The sequence below is a fragment of the Cyanobium sp. CH-040 genome, assembly GCF_024346135.1.
Lineage (GTDB): Bacteria > Cyanobacteriota > Cyanobacteriia > PCC-6307 > Cyanobiaceae > NIES-981.
In genome coordinates this window covers 186,700-204,134 of sequence record NZ_JAGQCJ010000003.1, presented here as the reverse complement: position 1 = coordinate 204,134, position 17,435 = coordinate 186,700, and the positions used below count along the sequence as shown (strand labels likewise).

Genomic DNA, 17,435 nt, shown 5'->3' with positions numbered 1-17,435 from the left:
CCGCACCAGCCCGATCGTTCCCTCCTGGATCAGGTCCAGCAGCTCCATGTTCCGCTTGGTGTACTTCTTCGCCACGCTCACCACCAGCCGCAGGTTCGCCGCCACCATCCGCTCCTTCGCACGCCGGCCCGCCTGCAGACGCTTCTTCAGCAGCGGCGCGCTCAGGCCCGCCGCCGCCGCCAGCTCCGCCTGGCTCGGCCTGCTGCCGCCGGCGCGCAGCGTCAGCTCCTGCTCCAGCTCCTCCAGCGCCATCAGCTCCTGCACCTGACGCCCCAGCGTGATCTCCTGCTCGTGCGTCAGCAGCGGCACCCGGCCGATGTCCCGCAGGTAGCTGCGCACCAGGTCGCCATCGGCGGCGGGCTGGCTGCGGGCGGGGCGGATGGACAGGGCCGGGGTCTCCGGGGCCTGGACGGAAGCCAGTGCTGTGGCCATGGCGCTGGTCTTGTAGTTCCGTAAAGCCTAACCTGAAGAAGTGTGAACGTCTTCTCATCTGAGGACCCATCCGGCCGTGCGGGGGCCAGGCGGGCCACGTCAGGCCAGGGTGGGCAGGGTCGCGGGCAGGGTCAGATCGCCAGCTTGGCCCGCAGCAGCCAGCCTGCGGTGGAGAGGTAGATGAACACCCCGGCCACGTCCACCGCCGTGGTGATGAACGGTGCCGACATCAGCGCCGGATCCAGCCCCAGGCGGTTGAACAGCAGCGGCAGTGAAGCCCCGGCCAGGGCCGCCAGCACGCTGATCGCCATCAGGCTCAGGCTCACCGCCAGCGCCACCGCCCAGCTGCCCCCCATCAGCCAGGCCCAGGGCAGCACCATGCAGGCCAGCAGCACCCCCAGCAGCGCCCCGGCCAGGGTCTCCCGCCCCACCGCCTTGGCCAGACCCAGCTGCTGGATCCGCTGGGTGCTGAGGCCGCGGATCACCACCGTGGAGCTCTGGGCGCCCACGTTGCCGCCGGTGCCGATCAGCAGCGGGATGAAGGCCGCCAGCACCACCACCTGCTCGAGCACACCCTGCTGGCGGGCGATCACCGCCGAGGTGCCGGAGTTCGCCACCAGGAGCACCAGCAGCCACACCACCCGCCGCCGGGCCACGGTGAACAGACCGGTCTGGAAGTAGTCGTCCTCGTCGCCCGCCTGCACCGCCCCCGCCGCGTACAGATCCCGCGTCGCCTCCTGCTCGATCACGTCGATCACGTCGTCCACCGTCACGATCCCCACCAGCCGCTGCTCCCGGTCCACCACCGGCATCGCCAGAAAGTCGTACCGCTGGATCGCCCGCGCCACCTCCTCCTGGTCCGTGTCGGTGCTCACGCTCACCACATCCCGCGTCATCACATCGCCGATGCGCGCCTCCGGATCCGCCACCACCAGATCCCGCAGCGACAGGATCCCCGTCAGGTGCCGCGAGCCATCGGTCACGTACAGCGAATAGATCGTCTCGGTGTCCCGCGCCCGCCGCCGCACCAGATCCAGCGCCTGCCCCGCGCTGTGAAACTCCTTCAGGTCGATGAACTCCGTCGTCATCAACCGCCCAGCCGTCTCCGGCGCGTAGCCCAGCAGCTGCGCCGTCACCCGACGCTCCGCCGGGCTCAGCTCCGCCAGCAGCCGCCGCACCACCTTCGCCGGCAGTTCGTCGAACAGCCGCGCCCGGTCGTCCGGCGACATCTCCTCCACCAGCTCCAGCACCTCGCCCGAGCGCAGCCGCTCCAGCAGGGTCTGCTGCACCTCCACCGGCAGGTACTCGTAGATGTCGATCGCCTCGTCCTTCGGCAGCAGCCGGAACGCCAGCGCCTGCAGCGTCCGCGGCAGGCGCTCGATCGCCTCCGCTGCGTCCACCTCCTGCACCGGCTGCAGCAGCAGCTTGGCGCCGTCGTAGTTGCCCGCCTCCAGCAGCGCCTCCAGCTGCGAAGCCACCACCTCCACCACATTGGTGTTGGCGGCGCTGGTCGTCGCCGTGCTGTTTTTGACCGTGCTGGTCGTGACCGTGCGGTTCGCCTCGCCCATCGCCCGCTGCCCCGGCACCCAGGAGTTTATGGGCCGCTGCCGGAGCGGGGGGATCCGGCAGCCGCTAGCGTCCCGCCGCCCGCAACCGGATGCCGTCCATGGCCGTGAATGTGACTGATGTGGTGGTGCGCGATGCCGCCGGCGCCGAGCGGCGACTCGGGGACTGGGCCGGTCATGTGCTGCTGATCGTGAATGTGGCCAGCCGCTGCGGCTTCACCCGCCAGTACGCCGGCCTGCAGACGCTGCAGGACACCTACGGCTCCCGCGGCTTCACCGTGCTGGGCTTCCCCTGCAACGACTTCGGCGGCCAGGAACCCGGCTCCCTGGCGGAGATCCAGCAGTTCTGCTCCACCACCTACGGCGCCGCCTTCCCCCTGTTCGACAAGGTGCACGCCACCGGCGCCAAGACCGAGCCCTACAGCACGCTCACCCAGGCCGAGCCCGCCGGGGATGTGGCCTGGAACTTCGAGAAGTTCCTGATCGGCAGGGACGGCACGGTGCTGGGCCGCTGGAAGAGCGCCGTGGAACCCGACAGCGCCGAGCTCACGGCGGCGATCGAGGCGGCGCTGGCGGCCTGAACGCGGCTCAGCCGGCCAGCCAGCCCCGCCGCACGCCGGCGGGGCCGGGCACCTCCACCTGCAGCCAGCGCTCGCCGCCGGGCTGGATCCAGCGCCGCAGCACGCGCAGGGGCACGCCGGCCTCGGTGCAGGTGATCGCCGGGGCCTGGTGGCGGGGAGCGCAGCGCAGGGCCTGGGGCACCACCGAGAGCAGCGGCTCGCGGCTGCTCTGGCGGCGGCGCAGCTCGGGCAGACGCCAGTCGGCGCCCCCGGCCGGCAGGCCCGCCGGTGCCACCAGGGCAAACCCCAGCAGCGCCACCAGACGCCAGGTGGAGGGCGTCACGCGCACGGCACGGCCAGCCATCAGATGTCCAGCTGGGCCAGGTCGAGTTCGGCGCTGTGGGTTTCGATGAACTCGCGCCGGGGCGCCACCTTGTCACCCATCAGGATCGTGAAGATGCGGTCGGCCTCCAGGGCATCATCGATCTCCACCCGCTTCATCATGCGGGTGGCCGGGTCCATGGTGGTTTCCCAGAGCTGCTGGGGCATCATCTCGCCGAGACCCTTGAAACGCTGGATCGTGTAGTTGGCCTTTTCACCGAACTGCTCGATCGTCTTCTTCAGGTCGGCTTCGTTGTAGCAGTAGGTGTGATTCTTGCCGCGCTCCACCTTGTAGAGCGGTGGGCAGGCGATGTAGATGTAGCCCCCTTCCACCAAAGACTTCTGATAGCGGTAGAAGAAGGTGAGCAGCAGGGTGCGGATGTGGGCGCCGTCCACATCGGCGTCGGTCATGATCACGATGCGGTGGTAGCGGAGGTTCTTCGCGTCGAAGTCCTCCCCCTTGATGCCGAGGCCGAGGGCGGTGATCAGCGCCTGGATCTCGGAGTTCTTGTAGATCTTGGCGTCGTCGGTCTTCTCGATGTTGAGGATCTTGCCGCGCAGCGGCAGGATCGCCTGGAAGCGCCGGTCGCGGCCCTGCTTGGCGGAGCCGCCGGCCGAATCGCCCTCCACGATGTAGATCTCCGACTCGGCCGGATCGCGGGAGGAGCAGTCGGCGAGCTTGCCGGGCAGGGTGGAGCTCTCGAGCACGCTCTTGCGCCGCACCAGTTCGCGGGCGCGGCGGGCGGCCTCGGCGGCATTGAAGGCCTGGATCGCCTTCTCCAGGATCAGGTCGATCACCGAGGGATTGAATTCCAGGAATTCACCCAGGGCCTCGCCCACCAGCGAGTCGACGATGCCGCGCACCTCGGTGTTGCCGAGCTTGGTCTTGGTCTGGCCCTCGAACTCCGGCTCGGGCACCTTCACCGAGAGCACGGCGGTGAGGCCCTCGCGGATGTTCTCGCCGGCGAGGTTGGCATCGGCCTCCTTGCGCTTGCCGCGCTTCTTGGCGAAGGCGTTGAGGGTGCGGGTGAGCACCGTCTTGAGGCCCTCGATGTGGGTGCCGCCATCCACGGTGCGGATGTTGTTGGCGAAGCCCAGGATGCTGTCGGAATAGGCATCCACGCACCACTGCAGGGCGGCCTCCACCTGCACGCCGTCGCGGGTGGCGTTGACGTAGATGATGTCGCGATGCAGCGGATCCTTCTCCGCGTTCATGTAGGCGACGTACTCCTTGATGCCGCCCTCGTAGAAATAGGTTTCCTCGTGGGGCGCGCCGGCCTCGCTGCGGGCGGCGCTGCGCTCGTCGCGGAAGACGATGCGCACGCCGCCGTTGAGATAGGCCAGCTCGCGCAGGCGTGAGGCCAGCGTCTGGTAGTCGAACTCGATGCCGCCGCTGAAGATCTGCAGGTCGGGCAGGAAGCGCACGGCCGTGCCGGTGCGCTCGACCTCAGCGGCCGGTGCGGGGCTGGAGGTGAGGCTGCCGATCGGCTGGCCGCGCTCGAAGCGCTGGTGGTGCACCTGGGCGGCGCGGTGCACGGTCACCTCCACCCAGGCGGAGAGGGCGTTCACCACCGACACGCCCACGCCGTGCAGGCCACCCGACACCTTGTAGCCGCCGGAGCCGAACTTGCCGCCGGCGTGCAGCACGGTGAGCACCGTCTCCAGGGCGCTCTTGCCGGTGCGCGGGTGGATGTCGGTGGGGATGCCGCGGCCGTTGTCGGTGACCGAGCAGGAGCCGTCCTCGTGGAGCACCACCAGGATCCGGTCGCAGTGGCCGGCCAGGGCCTCGTCCACCGAGTTGTCCACCACCTCGTAGACGAGGTGGTGCAGGCCCCGGGGTCCGGTGGAGCCGATGTACATGCCCGGGCGCTTGCGCACCGGCTCCAGGCCTTCGAGAACCTGGATCTGTTCCGCTCCGTAGGCGTTCTCGACCTTGGTGGCTTCGCTCATGCGGAGGTGGCTTCGCTCATGCGGGAGTGGGTCCCCGGAGACCTGGCATGGACCTGGAAGCCGTGGCAGGCAGGGCGGCGGAGGAAAGGGGGGTCGCAGGCAGGGTCGTCGAGGGCAGATCCCTTCTGCGCAGGGGAATCTACCACCGCCGGCCGGAGCCGACGGCGCGGCTGGCAGGGTGGGGGGATGGGCTGCGAGCGACCCCTGATCATCGTGCTGCTGGGCCCGACGGCCAGCGGCAAGACCGACCTGGCCATCGCCCTGGCCCGGGCCCTCGACCTGGCGGTGCTGAACGTGGACTCGCGCCAGCTCTACCGGGGCATGGATGTGGGCACCGCCAAGCCGACGCCGGCCCAGCGGGCGGCCGCCCGCCACGAGCTGCTGGATCTGCGCGATCCCGATCAGCCGATCAACCTGCAGGAGTTCAGCACCCTGGCCCAGGCGGCCATCAGCCGTGAACTGGCACGCCCCGGGGCCCGCGGGCCGATGGCCCTGCTGGCGGGCGGCAGCGGGCTCTATCTCAAGGCCCTCACCCGGGGCCTGCGGCCGCCGGCGGTGCCGCCCCAGCCGGCCCTGCGCCGCCAGCTGGACGCCCTCGGCCAGCCCGTGTGCCACCAGCTGCTGCGCGGCGCCGACCCGGAGGCCGCCGCCCGCATCGCCCCGGCCGACGCCGTGCGCACCCAGCGGGCCCTGGAGGTGCTCTATGCCACCGGCCGGCCCCTCTCCAGCCAGCAGGGAGCGGAGCCGCCGCCCTGGCGGGTGCTGGAGCTGGGGCTGGACCCGGCCGATCTGGGCCGGCGCATCGACAGCCGCACGCAGGAGCTGTACGCGGCGGGACTGGTGGAGGAGACGCGGGCGCTGATGGAGCGCTACGGCGCCGCGCTGCCGCTGCTGGACACGATCGGCTACGGCGAGGCGCGGCGGCTGCTGGCGGGGGAGCTGGAGCGGCAGGCGGCGGTGGCCCTCACCAGCCGGCGCACCCGCCAGTTCGCCAAGCGCCAGCGCACCTGGTTCCGGCGTCAGCACAGCCCGGTCTGGCTCACCGGCGACGACACCGGAACACGGCTGGAGCAGGCGTTGCGGGAGGTCGAGCGGCGTCTAGGGTGAAGGGTGACACCCATTCCTCCGACTTCAGCCACCACCTGAATGCCACCTCGTCCCCGTTTTGACCGTCGCGCTCCCGTGCGGGAGCTGCCCAACATCAACGAGCGCATCAACTATCCCCAGTTGCGGGTGGTGGACTCCGACGGCACACAACTCGGCGTGATCACCCGGGCCGAGGCGCTGGAGGTGGCCAACGAGCGCGAGCTGGATCTGGTGCTCGTGAGCGAGAAGGCCGATCCGCCGGTGTGCCGGATCATGGACTACGGCAAGTTCAAGTTCGAGCAGGAGAAGAAGGCCAAGGAAGCCAAGAAGAAGTCGCATCAGACCGAGGTGAAGGAGGTGAAGATGCGCTACAAGATCGACCAGCACGATTACGACGTGCGCATCGGTCAGGCCTCCCGCTTCCTCAAGGCCGGCGACAAGGTGAAGTGCACGGTGATCTTCCGCGGCCGGGAGATCCAGCACACGGCCCTGGCGGAAGTGCTGCTGATGCGCATGGCCAAGGACCTCGAGGAGGCCGCCGAGATCCAGCAGCCGCCCAAGCGCGAGGGCCGCAACATGATCATGTTTCTGAGTCCCCGCAAGGCCCCCGCGGCCAAGGCCAGCAGCAGCGGCGGCGGCAACAAGAGCACCAGCCGCGCCAAGGTGCCGCAGATGGCCAAGGGCGAGGCCGCCAGACCGGAGACGGCCGAGGCCTGAGCCTCCGGCTCAGAGCCGCCGGGCGAACAGATCCAGGATCGCCTGCCAGCCCAGCGCGGCGGCCTCTGGACGGAAGTCGGCTCGGGCGTCGCACATGAACCCGTGGCCGGCGGCGGGGGCCACGATCAGCCGGCGCTCGAGCCGGGGCTGGCGGGCCGCCGCCGCCGCCAGGGCGGTGTCGATGGCGCGGAGCTCGGCAGGGGGCATCAGCGGGTCGCTGTCACCGGCCAGGCAGAGCAGGTGGCCGGGAATCTCCGGCACCACCGCCAGGGTGGGCTCGCCTCCCCCGGGGCGGAAGCTGGACACGCGGGCTCCGTAGACATCGCAGGTGGCGGCCACCTCCGGCAGGGTGGCGGCGAGCATGGCCAGGTGGCCGCCGAAGCAGAACCCCAGGCAGCCCACCGGCCGGTCCAGCCCGGGCTGGGCCCGCAGCCAGGCGATCGCGGCGCTGGCATCGGCGAGAAACGGTCCGGCGCTCACCCGGTCCCGGTGCTCCCGGCCCGCGGCCAGGCCGGCCTCGTCGTAGCCCACATCCAGATCCGGCGCGGTGCGGGCGAAGATCGGCAGGGCCAGGGCCGCATAGCCCTCGGCGGCCAGCCGCCCGGCCACGCTCCGCACCCAGGCGTTGAGGCCGAACACCTCCGGCAGCACCAGCACCGCGGCCCGCGCCGGGCGCTGCGCCGGCCGGGCCCACCAGCAGCGCAGGCGGAGCCCGTCGGGGCCCGGCACCTCCCGCCAGCCGGAGGACACGGATCCGCTGGGAAGGCCGGTGGTCATGGGGCGGACAGGGGGCTGCCGGGGCAGTCTGGAATCCCGGCGCGGGGCCCGGCAGTCGCGGACTGTCCCCCAACCGGCACACTCGCGTATGCCAACACAGGGATTGTCCCCGGCGGAGAAGCTCCGTATGGTGGCGATCAGCCCATCTGGCCCGCAGCGGCGTGCGATTCCACATTCAGCAGGAGAGCGACATCCCCGCGTCGACCCAGCTGTACAACCAGATCTGCTTCGCGATCGCCGCCCGGCACTACCCGCCGGGGCACCGGTTGCCGAGCACCCGCCAGCTGGCGATGCAGACCGGCCTGCACCGCAACACGATCAGCAAGGTGTACCGGCAGCTGGAGACCGACGGCGTGGTGGAGGCCATGGCCGGCTCCGGCATCTACGTGCGCGACCAGCAGAAACCGCGCCAGCTCCGACCGGCGCCGGGGCCCCGCAGCCGTCACCTGCCGGACATCGACCGGGAGGTGCGCCAGAGCGTGGACGGCCTGCTCAATGCCGGCTGCACCCTGCAGCAGGCCCGTGACCTGCTCACCCGGGAGATCGACTGGCGGCTGCGCTGCGGCGCCCGGGTGCTGGTGAGCACCCCGCGGGAAGACCTGGGCGCCTCGCTGCTGATCGCCGAGGAGCTCACCCCCAACCTGGCGGTGCCGGTGGAGGTGGTGCCGATGGAGGAGCTGGAGGGGGTGCTGGAGCAGTCCAACAACGGCACGGTGGTGACCAGCCGCTACTTCCTGCAGCCGGTGGAGGAGATCGCCCGGCGCCACGGCGTGCGCGCGGTGCCGGTGGACCTCAACGACTTCCGCCACGAGCTCGACCTGCTCAAGGAGCTGCGCTCCGGCAGCTGCGTGGGGCTGGTGAGCATCAGCCCCGGGATCCTGCGGGCGGCGGAGGTGATCCTGCACAGCCTGCGCGGCAACGAGCTGCTGGTGATGACCGCCAGTCCCGACACCGGCAGCCGCCTGCTGGCGCTGCTGCGGGCCGCCAGCCACGTGCTCTGCGACCGGCCCAGCCTGCCGCTGGTGGAGCAGAGCCTGCGCCAGAACCGGGGAGACCTGATGCGCCTGCCGGTGGTGCACTGCGCCCAGAGCTACCTGGGCACCGCCACCATCGACGAACTGCGCAAGGAGATCGGGCTCCTGGCCGCCTGAAAAGCTTGCCGCCTGAGCTGGGGCCGGGATCAGAACAAGCGGATGAAGAGATTCGAACTCTCGACCCTCTCCTTGGCAAGGAGATGCTCTACCACTGAGCTACATCCGCAGAAGCCGGGGCCTCCAGCCGCCGACCGATCGATCATGCACGACGGCGGGCCCCCCGGTCAAACCCCGCGGGCCGCTCAACCGTGCGGGCGCTCAGCCAGGATGCCTGGATGTTCAAGGCCATCCGGTCCGACCTGCGGATCATCCAGGAGCGGGACCCCGCCGCCCGCGGACCGCTGGAGATCCTGCTCTGCTACCCGGGGCTGCACGCCCTGGTGCTGCACCGCTTCAGCCACGCCCTCTGGCAGCTGCGGCTGCCGATCCTGCCGCGGCTGCTCAGCCAGCTGGGCCGCCTGTTCACCGGCATCGAGATCCACCCGGGGGCGCGCATCGGCCACGGGGTGTTCATCGACCACGGCATGGGCGTGGTGATCGGCGAGACGGCCGAGGTGGGCGATCAGTGCCTGCTCTACCAGGGGGTGACCCTGGGCGGCACCGGCAAGGCCCACGGCAAGCGCCACCCCACCCTCAAGGACAACGTGGTGGTGGGCGCCGGCGCCAAGGTGCTGGGGGCGATCACGGTGGGGGCCAACACCCGCATCGGCGCCGGTTCGGTGGTGCTGCGCGACGTGGAGCCCGACTGCACGGTGGTGGGCATCCCCGGGCGGGTGGTGCACCAGAGCGGCGTGCGCGTGGATCCCCTGGCCCACTCGGCCCTGCCGGACACCGAGGCGCGGGTGATCCGCAACCTGATGGAGCGCATCGACGCCCTGGAGAGCGAGCTGTCGCGCACCCAGGCCTGCCTGCGGGAGCTGGCCGCCGGGCGGCCCATGGAGGAGCCCTGCGGCGGCCTGGCCCAGAGCCTGCGCGACCGGGAGATCCTCGAGTTCCTGGGGGACAACCCCGGCTCCACGAACTGAGCGGCGGCCCTCGGCCCGAGGCCCCGCCTCAGGCGGTGGCGCCCTGGGGCGCCGGGGCCGGCTGGAACATGAACATCGAGTAGATCACGTTGCGGCGCATCTGGGTCATCATCTCCAGGAACATGTCGTAGCCCTCGTTTTTGTATTCGATCAGCGGATCCTTCTGGCCGTAGCCGCGCAGACCCACCGATTCGCGCAGGGCATCCATGGCCTGCAGGTGCTCGCGCCAGAGGGTGTCGATCTGCTGAAGGATGAAGAAGCGCTCGGCCTCGCGCATCAGCCCCGGCCGCTGGGCCTCGATCTGGCCTTCCTTGATGTCGTAGGCATTGCGCATCTGCTCCTGCAGGAAGGCCTTGAGCTCCTCCATCGAGAGACCGCGAACCTGCTCGGGGGTGAGGTCCTCGAGCAGGTAGATGAACTCCTTCACCTTGGCCACCAGCCGCTCCATGTCCCACTCCTCGGGCGGCAGATCGGGATTCACGTAGGCCTCCACGATGTCGTCGATGGTGCGCTCGCCATAGCCGATCACCTGGGCCTTGAGCTCCCGGCCCTCCAGCACCCGCCGCCGCTCGGTGTACACGGCCTTGCGCTGGTTGTTCATCACCTCGTCGTACTCGAACACCTGCTTGCGGATGTCGTAGTAATAGGTTTCCACCTTCTTCTGGGCGCCCTCCAGGGAGCGGGTGAGCATGCCCGATTCGATCGGCATGTCCTCCTCCACCCGGAAGGCGTTCATCAGCCCGGCGACGCGGTCGCCGCCGAAGATGCGCAGCAGGTTGTCCTCCAGGGAGAGGAAGAAGCGGGTGGAGCCGGGGTCGCCCTGACGACCCGCGCGGCCGCGCAGCTGGTTGTCCACCCGGCGGGATTCGTGGCGCTCGGTGCCGATCACGTGCAGGCCGCCGGCCTCACGCACCTGCTGCTCCTCGGTGCGGGTCACGGCCTCGTATTCGGCCTTGACGCGGCCGCTCAGCTCGCGCAGCCGCTGGATCTGGGGATCGTCGGTGGGGGCCTTCTCGGCGGCCTGGGCGATGCGGTCCTCGAGTTCCAGCACCGTGAGCTGGCGGTCGCCCCACACCTTCACCAGCTCGCGGGCCAGCTCGCCCAGGGCCTGGTCGGTGTCGGGGCTGAGCTCGCAGGGGAAGAGGGCGCCGATGGCGCGGGCCTCGCTGGGGGCCTTGAACGCGGCACCCTGGCCCTTGCCGCCGCTGCCGAAACCGCCGGCGGCCTGGCTGCGCTGCTGGGGGATCGGTGGCCGGTGGCCATCCTCGGGCCGCACCAGCACCGGCAGCAGCACCTCCCGCAGCTTCAGGCGGGCCATGTAGTCGGCGTTGCCGCCGAGGATGATGTCGGTGCCGCGGCCGGCCATGTTGGTGGCGATGGTCACGGCGCCGGCGCGGCCGGCCTGGGCGATGATCTCTGCCTCCCGCTCCACGTTCTCGGGCTTGGCGTTGAGCAGGTTGTGGGGGATCCGCTGCTCGGCCAGCAGGGCGGAGAGCAGCTCCGACTTCTCCACGCTGGTGGTGCCCACCAGCACCGGCCGGCCGGCGCCGTGCACCTCGGCGGTCTCGTTGGCCACGGCGCGCCACTTGGCGGTTTCGGTCTTGTACACCTGATCGCTCCAGTCGGAGCGCGCCCGGGCCCGGTTGGTGGGCACGATCGTGACCTCGAGCTTGTAGGTCTTCTCGAACTCCACCTCCTCGGTCTTGGCGGTGCCGGTCATGCCGGCCAGGCGGGGATAGAGGAGGAAGAAGTTCTGGTAGGTGATCGAGGCCAGCGTCTGGGTTTCGGGCTGGATCGGCAGGCCCTCCTTGGCCTCGATCGCCTGGTGCTGGCCATCGCTCCAGCGGCGGCCCGGCATCACCCGGCCGGTGAACTCATCGACGATCACGGCATCGTCGTCGCGCACGATGTAGTTGACGTCGCGGATGAACAGCTCCTTGGCCTTCAGGGCGTTGTTGATGTAGTGGGCCCAGGGGTCGGCGGGATCGAACAGATCGCTCACCCCCAGCAGCTGCTCGGCCTTGGCATAGCCCTCGTCGGTGAGGGTGCAGCTGCGCTGCTTCTCATCCACCTCGTAGTCGCCCTCGGGGTCGATGCCGTCCTTGCCCATCTCCGCGGCCCGCTCCAGCAGGGCGGCCACCTCGGCGGCCCGCTGGTACTTCTCCTGGGGCCGCTGCACCTGGCCGGAGATGATCAGGGGCGTGCGGGCCTCGTCGATGAGGATCGAGTCGACCTCGTCGATCACGCAGTAGTGGAAATCGCGCTGCACCACCTCGGCGATGTCGGTGGCCATGTTGTCGCGCAGGTAGTCGAAGCCCAGCTCGCTGTTGGTGGCGTAGGTGATGTCGCAGGCGTAGTTGGCGCGCCGCTCGGGGGGCGTCATGTCCTGCTGGATCAGCCCCACCGAGAGGCCCAGGAAGCGGTGGATCTGGCCCATCCACTCGGCGTCGCGGCGGGCCAGGTAGTCGTTCACCGTCACCACGTGCACGCCGCGGCCGGTGAGGGCGTTGAGGTAGCTGGGCAGGGTGGCCACAAGGGTCTTGCCCTCGCCGGTCTTCATCTCGGCGATCTGACCGTCGTGCAGCACCATGCCGCCGATCAGCTGCACGTCGAAGTGGCGCATGCCCAGCACGCGCTTGCCGGCCTCGCGCACCACGGCGAAGGCCTGGGGCAGCAGCTCATCGAGCACGGCGCGCTCGCGGGCCCGCACCGCCTCGGCGTCGCCGCCGCCCTCCCGCACCTTGTGGAGCTTCTGGCGGAACTCGCCGGTGAGCGCGCGCAGCTCGTCGTCGGAGAGGGGGGCGATCTCCTCCTCCAGCAGGTTCACGTCGGAGACGATCGGCTGGTAGCGCTTCAGCTTGCGGGCATTGGGGTCACCCAGCAGGAGCTTGAGCATGGTGAGAACGGCTACCAGGGCAGTGCTGGCAGCCTACCGAGACTGCCCGGCTGAACCGGTGGGCCGGTAGTCGGGCACGAGCCGGCGCAGCACCGCCAGGGCGCCGGCCTCATCGCCGCCGGCCAGGGCGGCCTCGAGATCGGCCAGCAGGACGGAGAGGAGCTCGGGGGGCAGGGCCGCCTCGCGGGCGCGGCGGATCAGGGGATGGGCGGTGGGGTCGCTGGCGGCGGCGAGCAGCAGCTCCTCGTGCAGCTTCTCGCCGGGCCGCAGGCCGGTGTAGTGGATCTCGATGTCGCCGTCGGGGTTGGCGGCGTCACGCACGCTGGCACCGGAGAGCTGGATCATCTGGCGGGCGAGATCGGCGATGCGCACCGGCTCGCCCATGTCGAGCAGGAACACCTCGCCGCCGCTGGCCATGGCGCTGGCCTGCAGCACCAGCTGCACGGCCTCGGGGATGGTCATGAAGAAGCGGGTGATCTCCGGGTGGGTGACCGTGAGCGGCCCGCCGGCGGCGATCTGGCGGCGGAACAGCGGCACCACCGAGCCGGAGGAGCCGAGCACGTTGCCGAAGCGCACCATGGAGCAGATCGTGCCGCCCTGGCCCTCGGCGGCGGCGGCAGCGGCGTTCTGCACCAGCAGCTCGCACACCCGCTTGCTGGCGCCCATGGCGTTGGTGGGCCGCACCGCCTTGTCGGTGGAGATGAGCGTGAAGCGCTCCAGGCCGCAGGCCAGGGCGGCGGCCAGGGCGCTGCGGGTGCCGAACACGTTGTTGGCCAGGCCGGCGGCCACGTTGGCCTCCACCAAGGGCACGTGCTTGTACGCGGCGGCGTGAAAGAACACCTGCACGCCGTGGCGGCGCAGCAGCCGTTCCACGAAGGGCTGATCGGCCACATCCCCCAGGCAGCTCACCAGGTGCAAGGGGGCAGCGCTGGCGGGGGCGGCAATGGCGGTGGCGGTGGCGGTGGCGGTGGACGCCGTCGTGGCGGCGTGCTCGAGCTCCTGGCTGATCGTGTAGAGGGCGTATTCGCTGCGCTCCAGCAGCACCAGCCGGGTGGGGCCGAGGCGCAGGATCTGGCGGCAGAGCTCGGCGCCGATCGAGCCGCCGGCGCCGCTCACGAGCACGCAGCGGCCGGCGATCGCCGCCGCCAGCAGGGCCGGGTCGGGATGCACGCTCTCGCGGCCGAGGATGTCCTCGATCGGCACCGGGCGCAGGGTGTCGATGCGGGCGCGGCCGGAGGCGATCTCCTCCACCGAGGGCACCTGCAGCACCGGCAGGCCGTAGCCCTGCAGCACCGCCAGCAGGCGCCGCCGCTCCCGGGGCGCCAGGGAGGGGATGGAGAGGATCAGCTGGTCCACGCGACGGCCGCGCAGCAACCGCGGCAGGCGGGCGGGGGGCAGCACCGGCACGCCGTAGAGGGTGCGGTGCCAGAGGCCGCGGTCGTCGTCGAGGAAGGCGGCGATGCGGGTGCGCTGGCCCAGGCGCAGGGCGGCGGCCAGCTGGGCGCCGGCGGCACCGGCGCCGTAGATCACCACCCGCTGGCGGCGGCCGATGGGCTGGGGCTGGGCCTGGCCCAGCAGCAGATCGCGCAGCGCGAAGCGCACGCCGCCGGTGAGCACGGTGAGCAGGATCCAGAGCAGCACCCAGCTGCTGCGGGGCGGCGCGGGCTGCTGCAGCTGCAGGCCGGCGAAGGCCACCAGCAGGACCAGCAGGGCGTTGCGGGCGGCGAGCTGGTAGAGGGCGGCGCTGCCCACGTAGCGGGCCAGGCCGCGGTACTGGCCGCTGAGGGAATAGAGGGGCAGGCCGATCACCAGCACGGTGGGGAACAGCCAGAGCGATGCCTGCAGCTGGGGCGGCCAGGGCTCGGCCAGACGCAGCAGGAAGCTGAGCCACACCGCCAGGGGCAGCAGCAGCACGTCGGCCAGGAGCAGCGGCAGACGCCGCAGCATCAGGGGGATGCGACCGATGAAGGGCCAGCGGAAGCTCAGCGCCACCCCGGCGGCCGCGACGTGGCGCTCACCGTAGGCGGGGCGGCGAACGGCACCGCAACGCGCCGATCGAGCAGCACCCCGAACAGCAGCACGGCGGCGTTGGCGGCCAGCAGAGCGGGCCAGCCGCCGACGAAGCGCGCGAGGGCGAGGGCTGCGGTGGCGGCGGTGTAGAGGCCGGCCACCCGGGCGTGGCTCCAGCCGGCCTGCTGCAGACGCTGGTAGAGGTGCAGGCGGTGGGCCTGCCACACCGGCTGGCCGGCCCGCAGGCGGCGCAGCAGGCAGAGGGTGGAGTCGGCCAGCAGGGGGGTGGCCACCAGCAGCAGGGCCAGGGCTTCGCGCCAGCCGGGGCACTGCAGCAGCGCCCCGGCGAACACGGCGCCGAGGAAGGTGCTGCCGGCATCGCCCATGAACAGCCGCGCCGGGCTCCAGTTCCAGGGGAGGAAGCCGAGCAGGGCACCCACCAGGGGCCAGAGCGCGGGCTGGCCGGCTCCGGAGCTGGGCATTGCGGCAGCGGCGAGGGCCACGGCCAGGCAGCCGGCCACCAGGCCATCGAGGCCGTCCATGAAGTTGGTGAGGTTGATCAGGGCCACCACCGCCAGCACCAGCAGCGCAGCCAGCAGCAGCCCCGGCCCGGCCCCGCTGCCGCCGCCCGCCAACGCCAGGGCCCGGGGACTCACGGCCAGCAGCGCCAGGGCGGTGGCCAGCTGGGCGGCCAGGCGCAGGGCGGGGGACAGGGAGCGGCGGTCGTCGAGCAGGCCGACGCCGGCCAGGGGCAGGCAGAGGGCGGGCATGGCGCTGCCCAGGGGCAGGGCGAAGGCGGCGCCCACCAGGGCGAACACCACGCCGCCGCCGCGGGGGGTGATGCGGCGGTGGGAACTGCGGGCGTTGGGCTGATCGGGCAGGCGGCGGCGCAGCTGGGGCAGCAGCAGGGCCAGCAGGGCCCAGCTGAGCAGGGCCGCCGCAGTGGTGAGCAGGAGCGGGGCCATCGGCGGCGGTCAGCGGGGCTGGGGAGCGAAGGCGGCCTCGAGGGCAGCGCGCTGGGCCACGGGGTGGTGCCAGCCGAGCTCGCGGCGCACCAGGGTGCTGTCCACCACCAGGTTGGCGCTGAGCTGGCGCAGCTTCGGGCCCAGCAGGGGCAGGCGACCAGCGGCCCCCAGCAGCGGCGGCGGCAGGGGGAACAGGCGGCAGGGCCGGCCGCGCACGCGGGCGATCAGGCGGATCAACTCGGGGGTAGCGATGGTTTCGGCGTCGGCGGCCACGTAGGTACGGCCGGCGGCCGCCTCGGCGAACAGGGCGGTGGTGATCAGGTGCACCAGGTTGGCCTGGGCGATCAGGCTGCGCCTGTTGACCACGGCGGCCAGGGGCAGCGGCAGGCCGGCATCCACCCAGCGGGTTAGGGCGGCGAGATTGCCGGGGGCACCGGGGCCGTAGACGAGCGCCGGCCGCAGGATCGTGCAGCCGGTGGCGGTGCCCTCCAGGGCGGTGCGCACGCGGACTTCGGCCTCCAGCTTGGAGCGGGCGTAGGCGTTGGCCGGCCGCAGGGGGCTGGCTTCGCTGATCGCCTCGCCCGGAGCGGTGGCGGCGCCGTGCACGCCGATGGAGCTGAGAAACAGCAGCCGCTCCACCCCCAGCCGGGCGGCCAGCTCGGCGGTGCGACCGGCCAGCTGCACGTTCACGTCATGCAGCTCCCGGCGCTCGGCGGCGCTGCGCGGTGGCCGGCGATGGGCGATGGCGGCGGCGTGCACCAGGTGGGTGGGCGCGAAGCGCTCCAGGGCGGCTGGCGACTCCTCGGCGGCCAGCAGAGCACGGGGCACCGGGAACACGGCGTGGTGGGGCGCCAGGGCGGCCACCAGGTCCCGGCCCACAAAACCGGAGGCCCCGGTGATGGCGATGCGGGCGGCCATGGCGGATGGGCGGCCTATCCCCCCCGCCGCTCCTGCAGGGTGAAGGGCTCGAAGCTGGTGCTGATGCCGAACTCTTCGGCGAATTCGAGCACCCGGCACCAGGCACGGTTGTCGCGCAGGATGCCCCGCAGGACCACCGGCGCATTGCCGTGCTGGAGCGTCATCTCGAACAGGGGCCAGCCGACGCTGGGCTGCACCTGGTCGGCGCGGAAGCTGGGCACCACATCGAGGCTGCCGATGAGGATGCGGCGGCGGCTGGCGTCCCACTCGTAGGGGATCTCGTAGAGGCTGAGCAGGTCGGCGGCCAGGGCCCAGGAGCTGCCGTTGGCGTCGAGTTCCACCGCCAGCTCCTGGCCGCGGGCGGTCATGGTGGTGGCGCGGCGGAAGGCGAGGCGCTCTGGCGCGGCTGCGGCGGCGGGCTCTTCCGGCTTGGCCGTGGGCTTGGCGCCAGCCGCAGTGGCCGGCCGATCCAGCTCCGCCAGAAACCGCCGGATCCGCGCGCGCAGCTCCTCACCGCCGGTGGGCGGGCCGTTCCTGCTCAGCTGAAGGAAATCCCAGCGCTCGCCGGTGCCGCCCCAGATCACCGGGCCGTAGTTGTCGTGCATCCAGCGGCCGTCGCGGTTGGAGGCTGCCTCGGCGTGGGTCAGCACGCGCTGAATGGTGATGTCGGCCTCACGCCAGCCCCAGCTGCGGGCGATCTCGGCGGCCTCGCGGCACATCGCATCGAGCTGGACCTCGGTGGGCGGCAGGGTCCAGGGATCGGGGCGGCCGCCCATGCAGGCGCAGGAGAGGGCCACGGCGTTGCTGTTGCGCCGCCAGGTGTGGGCCGGCAGGTCGATGCTGTAGGCGTGCAGGCGGTGCAGCGTGCCGTCGCCACCGATGATCGTGTGATACAGCCCGGAGCGCACCCAGCTGTAGGGGGTGGCGGCCCAGTGCAGGTAGATGGTGGCCGGCATCGTCGGAGCGCGGGTGGTTGCGGGCTGGTGACGGGCAATGCCAGGCAGGATGCCGCAGTTTCGCGGCAACGCCTGCGGGCAAGGCCGAAAAGGAACGGCTATG

General features: G+C 71.5%; 15 protein-coding genes and 1 tRNA gene. 5 read left to right on the top strand and 11 right to left on the bottom strand.

The genetic code is table 11. The annotated features are described in order from the left end of the window. Positions 1-432 (bottom strand): sigma-70 factor domain-containing protein (locus KBY90_RS04985; RefSeq protein ID WP_315858709.1); only part of this gene is annotated, 432 nt, incomplete at its 3' end. Positions 433-563: 131 nt separating this feature from the next. Beyond that, positions 564-2,000 carry a magnesium transporter gene (gene mgtE / locus KBY90_RS04980; protein WP_254967364.1) on the bottom strand — a complete coding sequence of 479 codons (1,437 nt, stop codon included), beginning with the start codon at positions 1,998-2,000 and terminating at the stop codon, positions 564-566. A gap of 98 nt (positions 2,001-2,098) precedes the next feature. Between mgtE and KBY90_RS04975 the strand changes: the two genes are divergently transcribed. Beyond that, a complete protein-coding gene (locus KBY90_RS04975) occupies positions 2,099-2,578 on the top strand; it encodes a glutathione peroxidase (RefSeq protein ID WP_254967363.1) in 480 nt (159 codons plus the stop codon). A gap of 7 nt (positions 2,579-2,585) precedes the next feature. On the opposite strand, the gene KBY90_RS04970 is transcribed toward KBY90_RS04975, so the two are convergent. Together KBY90_RS04970 and gyrB are read right to left on the bottom strand one after the other, a co-directional pair. After that, positions 2,586-2,921 (bottom strand): SH3 domain-containing protein, encoded by a 336-nt coding sequence (locus KBY90_RS04970; RefSeq protein WP_254967362.1) that lies wholly within the window; start codon positions 2,919-2,921, stop codon positions 2,586-2,588. Then, positions 2,921-4,888 (bottom strand): DNA topoisomerase (ATP-hydrolyzing) subunit B, encoded by a 1,968-nt coding sequence (gene gyrB, locus KBY90_RS04965; protein WP_254967361.1) that lies wholly within the window; start codon positions 4,886-4,888, stop codon positions 2,921-2,923. Before gyrB ends, KBY90_RS04970 begins: the two co-directional genes overlap by 1 nt. A gap of 186 nt (positions 4,889-5,074) precedes the next feature. Between gyrB and miaA the strand changes: the two genes are divergently transcribed. Then, positions 5,075-5,995 (top strand): tRNA (adenosine(37)-N6)-dimethylallyltransferase MiaA, encoded by a 921-nt coding sequence (miaA, locus tag KBY90_RS04960; protein ID WP_254967360.1) that lies wholly within the window; start codon positions 5,075-5,077, stop codon positions 5,993-5,995. Positions 5,996-6,034: 39 nt separating this feature from the next. Next, positions 6,035-6,691 carry a translation initiation factor IF-3 gene (gene infC, locus KBY90_RS04955; RefSeq protein ID WP_254967359.1) on the top strand — a complete coding sequence of 219 codons (657 nt, stop codon included), beginning with the start codon at positions 6,035-6,037 and terminating at the stop codon, positions 6,689-6,691. A 9-nt stretch (positions 6,692-6,700) separates the two neighbouring features. Here infC and KBY90_RS04950 read toward each other — a convergent pair whose 3' ends face one another. Continuing rightward, the gene (locus tag KBY90_RS04950; protein ID WP_254967358.1) at positions 6,701-7,468 is read right to left on the bottom strand and encodes a dienelactone hydrolase family protein; all 768 of its coding nucleotides are present in this window, start codon (positions 7,466-7,468) and stop codon (positions 6,701-6,703) included. Between the two features lie 161 nt (positions 7,469-7,629). On the opposite strand from KBY90_RS04950, the gene KBY90_RS04945 reads away from it, so the two are divergent. Further along, a complete protein-coding gene (locus KBY90_RS04945) occupies positions 7,630-8,619 on the top strand; it encodes a GntR family transcriptional regulator (protein ID WP_254967357.1) in 990 nt (329 codons plus the stop codon). Between the two features lie 37 nt (positions 8,620-8,656). Here KBY90_RS04945 and KBY90_RS04940 read toward each other — a convergent pair. Continuing rightward, a tRNA-Gly gene (locus KBY90_RS04940) sits at positions 8,657-8,728 on the bottom strand. Between the two features lie 109 nt (positions 8,729-8,837). On the opposite strand from KBY90_RS04940, the gene cysE reads away from it, so the two are divergent. Beyond that, entirely contained in the window at positions 8,838-9,587 is a 750-nt protein-coding gene (gene cysE, locus KBY90_RS04935) for a serine O-acetyltransferase (protein ID WP_396122538.1), read from the top strand. Between the two features lie 28 nt (positions 9,588-9,615). Here cysE and secA read toward each other — a convergent pair whose 3' ends face one another. From secA to KBY90_RS04910, 5 genes are read right to left on the bottom strand one after another with little or no spacing between them, the layout of a single operon-like run. Then, positions 9,616-12,483: a preprotein translocase subunit SecA gene (secA, locus tag KBY90_RS04930; protein ID WP_254967355.1), complete on the bottom strand. Its 2,868-nt coding sequence runs from the start codon at positions 12,481-12,483 to the stop codon at positions 9,616-9,618. Positions 12,484-12,516: 33 nt separating this feature from the next. Continuing rightward, a complete protein-coding gene (locus tag KBY90_RS04925) occupies positions 12,517-14,475 on the bottom strand; it encodes a nucleoside-diphosphate sugar epimerase/dehydratase (RefSeq protein ID WP_315858708.1) in 1,959 nt (652 codons plus the stop codon). Beyond that, on the bottom strand, positions 14,466-15,458 hold the full coding sequence (locus tag KBY90_RS04920) for a glycosyltransferase family 4 protein (protein ID WP_254967354.1): 993 nt from the start codon (positions 15,456-15,458) through the stop codon (positions 14,466-14,468). Before KBY90_RS04920 ends, KBY90_RS04925 begins: the two co-directional genes overlap by 10 nt. A 9-nt stretch (positions 15,459-15,467) precedes the next feature. Then, positions 15,468-16,376, bottom strand: a complete 909-nt coding sequence (locus KBY90_RS04915; protein ID WP_254967353.1) for an NAD-dependent epimerase/dehydratase family protein — start codon at positions 16,374-16,376, stop codon at positions 15,468-15,470. A gap of 14 nt (positions 16,377-16,390) precedes the next feature. Continuing rightward, positions 16,391-17,332 (bottom strand): N-acetylmuramoyl-L-alanine amidase, encoded by a 942-nt coding sequence (locus KBY90_RS04910; protein ID WP_254967352.1) that lies wholly within the window; start codon positions 17,330-17,332, stop codon positions 16,391-16,393. Between the last annotated feature and the right edge of the window lie 103 nt (positions 17,333-17,435).

Bases quoted from the DNA above. Each gene is read 5' to 3' on its own strand.
- KBY90_RS04975 (WP_254967363.1), top strand. From the start codon at position 2,099: ATGGCCGTGAATGTGACTGATGTGGTGGTGCGCGATGCCGCCGGCGCC.
- miaA (WP_254967360.1), top strand. From the start codon at position 5,075: ATGGGCTGCGAGCGACCCCTGATCATCGTGCTGCTGGGCCCGACGGCC.
- KBY90_RS04910 (WP_254967352.1), bottom strand. From the start codon at position 17,332: ATGCCGGCCACCATCTACCTGCACTGGGCCGCCACCCCCTACAGCTGG.
- KBY90_RS04920 (WP_254967354.1), bottom strand. From the start codon at position 15,458: ATGGCCCCGCTCCTGCTCACCACTGCGGCGGCCCTGCTCAGCTGGGCC.
- cysE (WP_396122538.1), top strand. From the start codon at position 8,838: ATGTTCAAGGCCATCCGGTCCGACCTGCGGATCATCCAGGAGCGGGAC.
- mgtE (WP_254967364.1), bottom strand. From the start codon at position 2,000: ATGGGCGAGGCGAACCGCACGGTCACGACCAGCACGGTCAAAAACAGC.
- infC (WP_254967359.1), top strand. From the start codon at position 6,035: ATGCCACCTCGTCCCCGTTTTGACCGTCGCGCTCCCGTGCGGGAGCTG.
- KBY90_RS04915 (WP_254967353.1), bottom strand. From the start codon at position 16,376: ATGGCCGCCCGCATCGCCATCACCGGGGCCTCCGGTTTTGTGGGCCGG.
- gyrB (WP_254967361.1), bottom strand. From the start codon at position 4,888: ATGAGCGAAGCCACCAAGGTCGAGAACGCCTACGGAGCGGAACAGATC.
- KBY90_RS04970 (WP_254967362.1), bottom strand. From the start codon at position 2,921: ATGGCTGGCCGTGCCGTGCGCGTGACGCCCTCCACCTGGCGTCTGGTG.
- secA (WP_254967355.1), bottom strand. From the start codon at position 12,483: ATGCTCAAGCTCCTGCTGGGTGACCCCAATGCCCGCAAGCTGAAGCGC.
- KBY90_RS04950 (WP_254967358.1), bottom strand. From the start codon at position 7,468: ATGACCACCGGCCTTCCCAGCGGATCCGTGTCCTCCGGCTGGCGGGAG.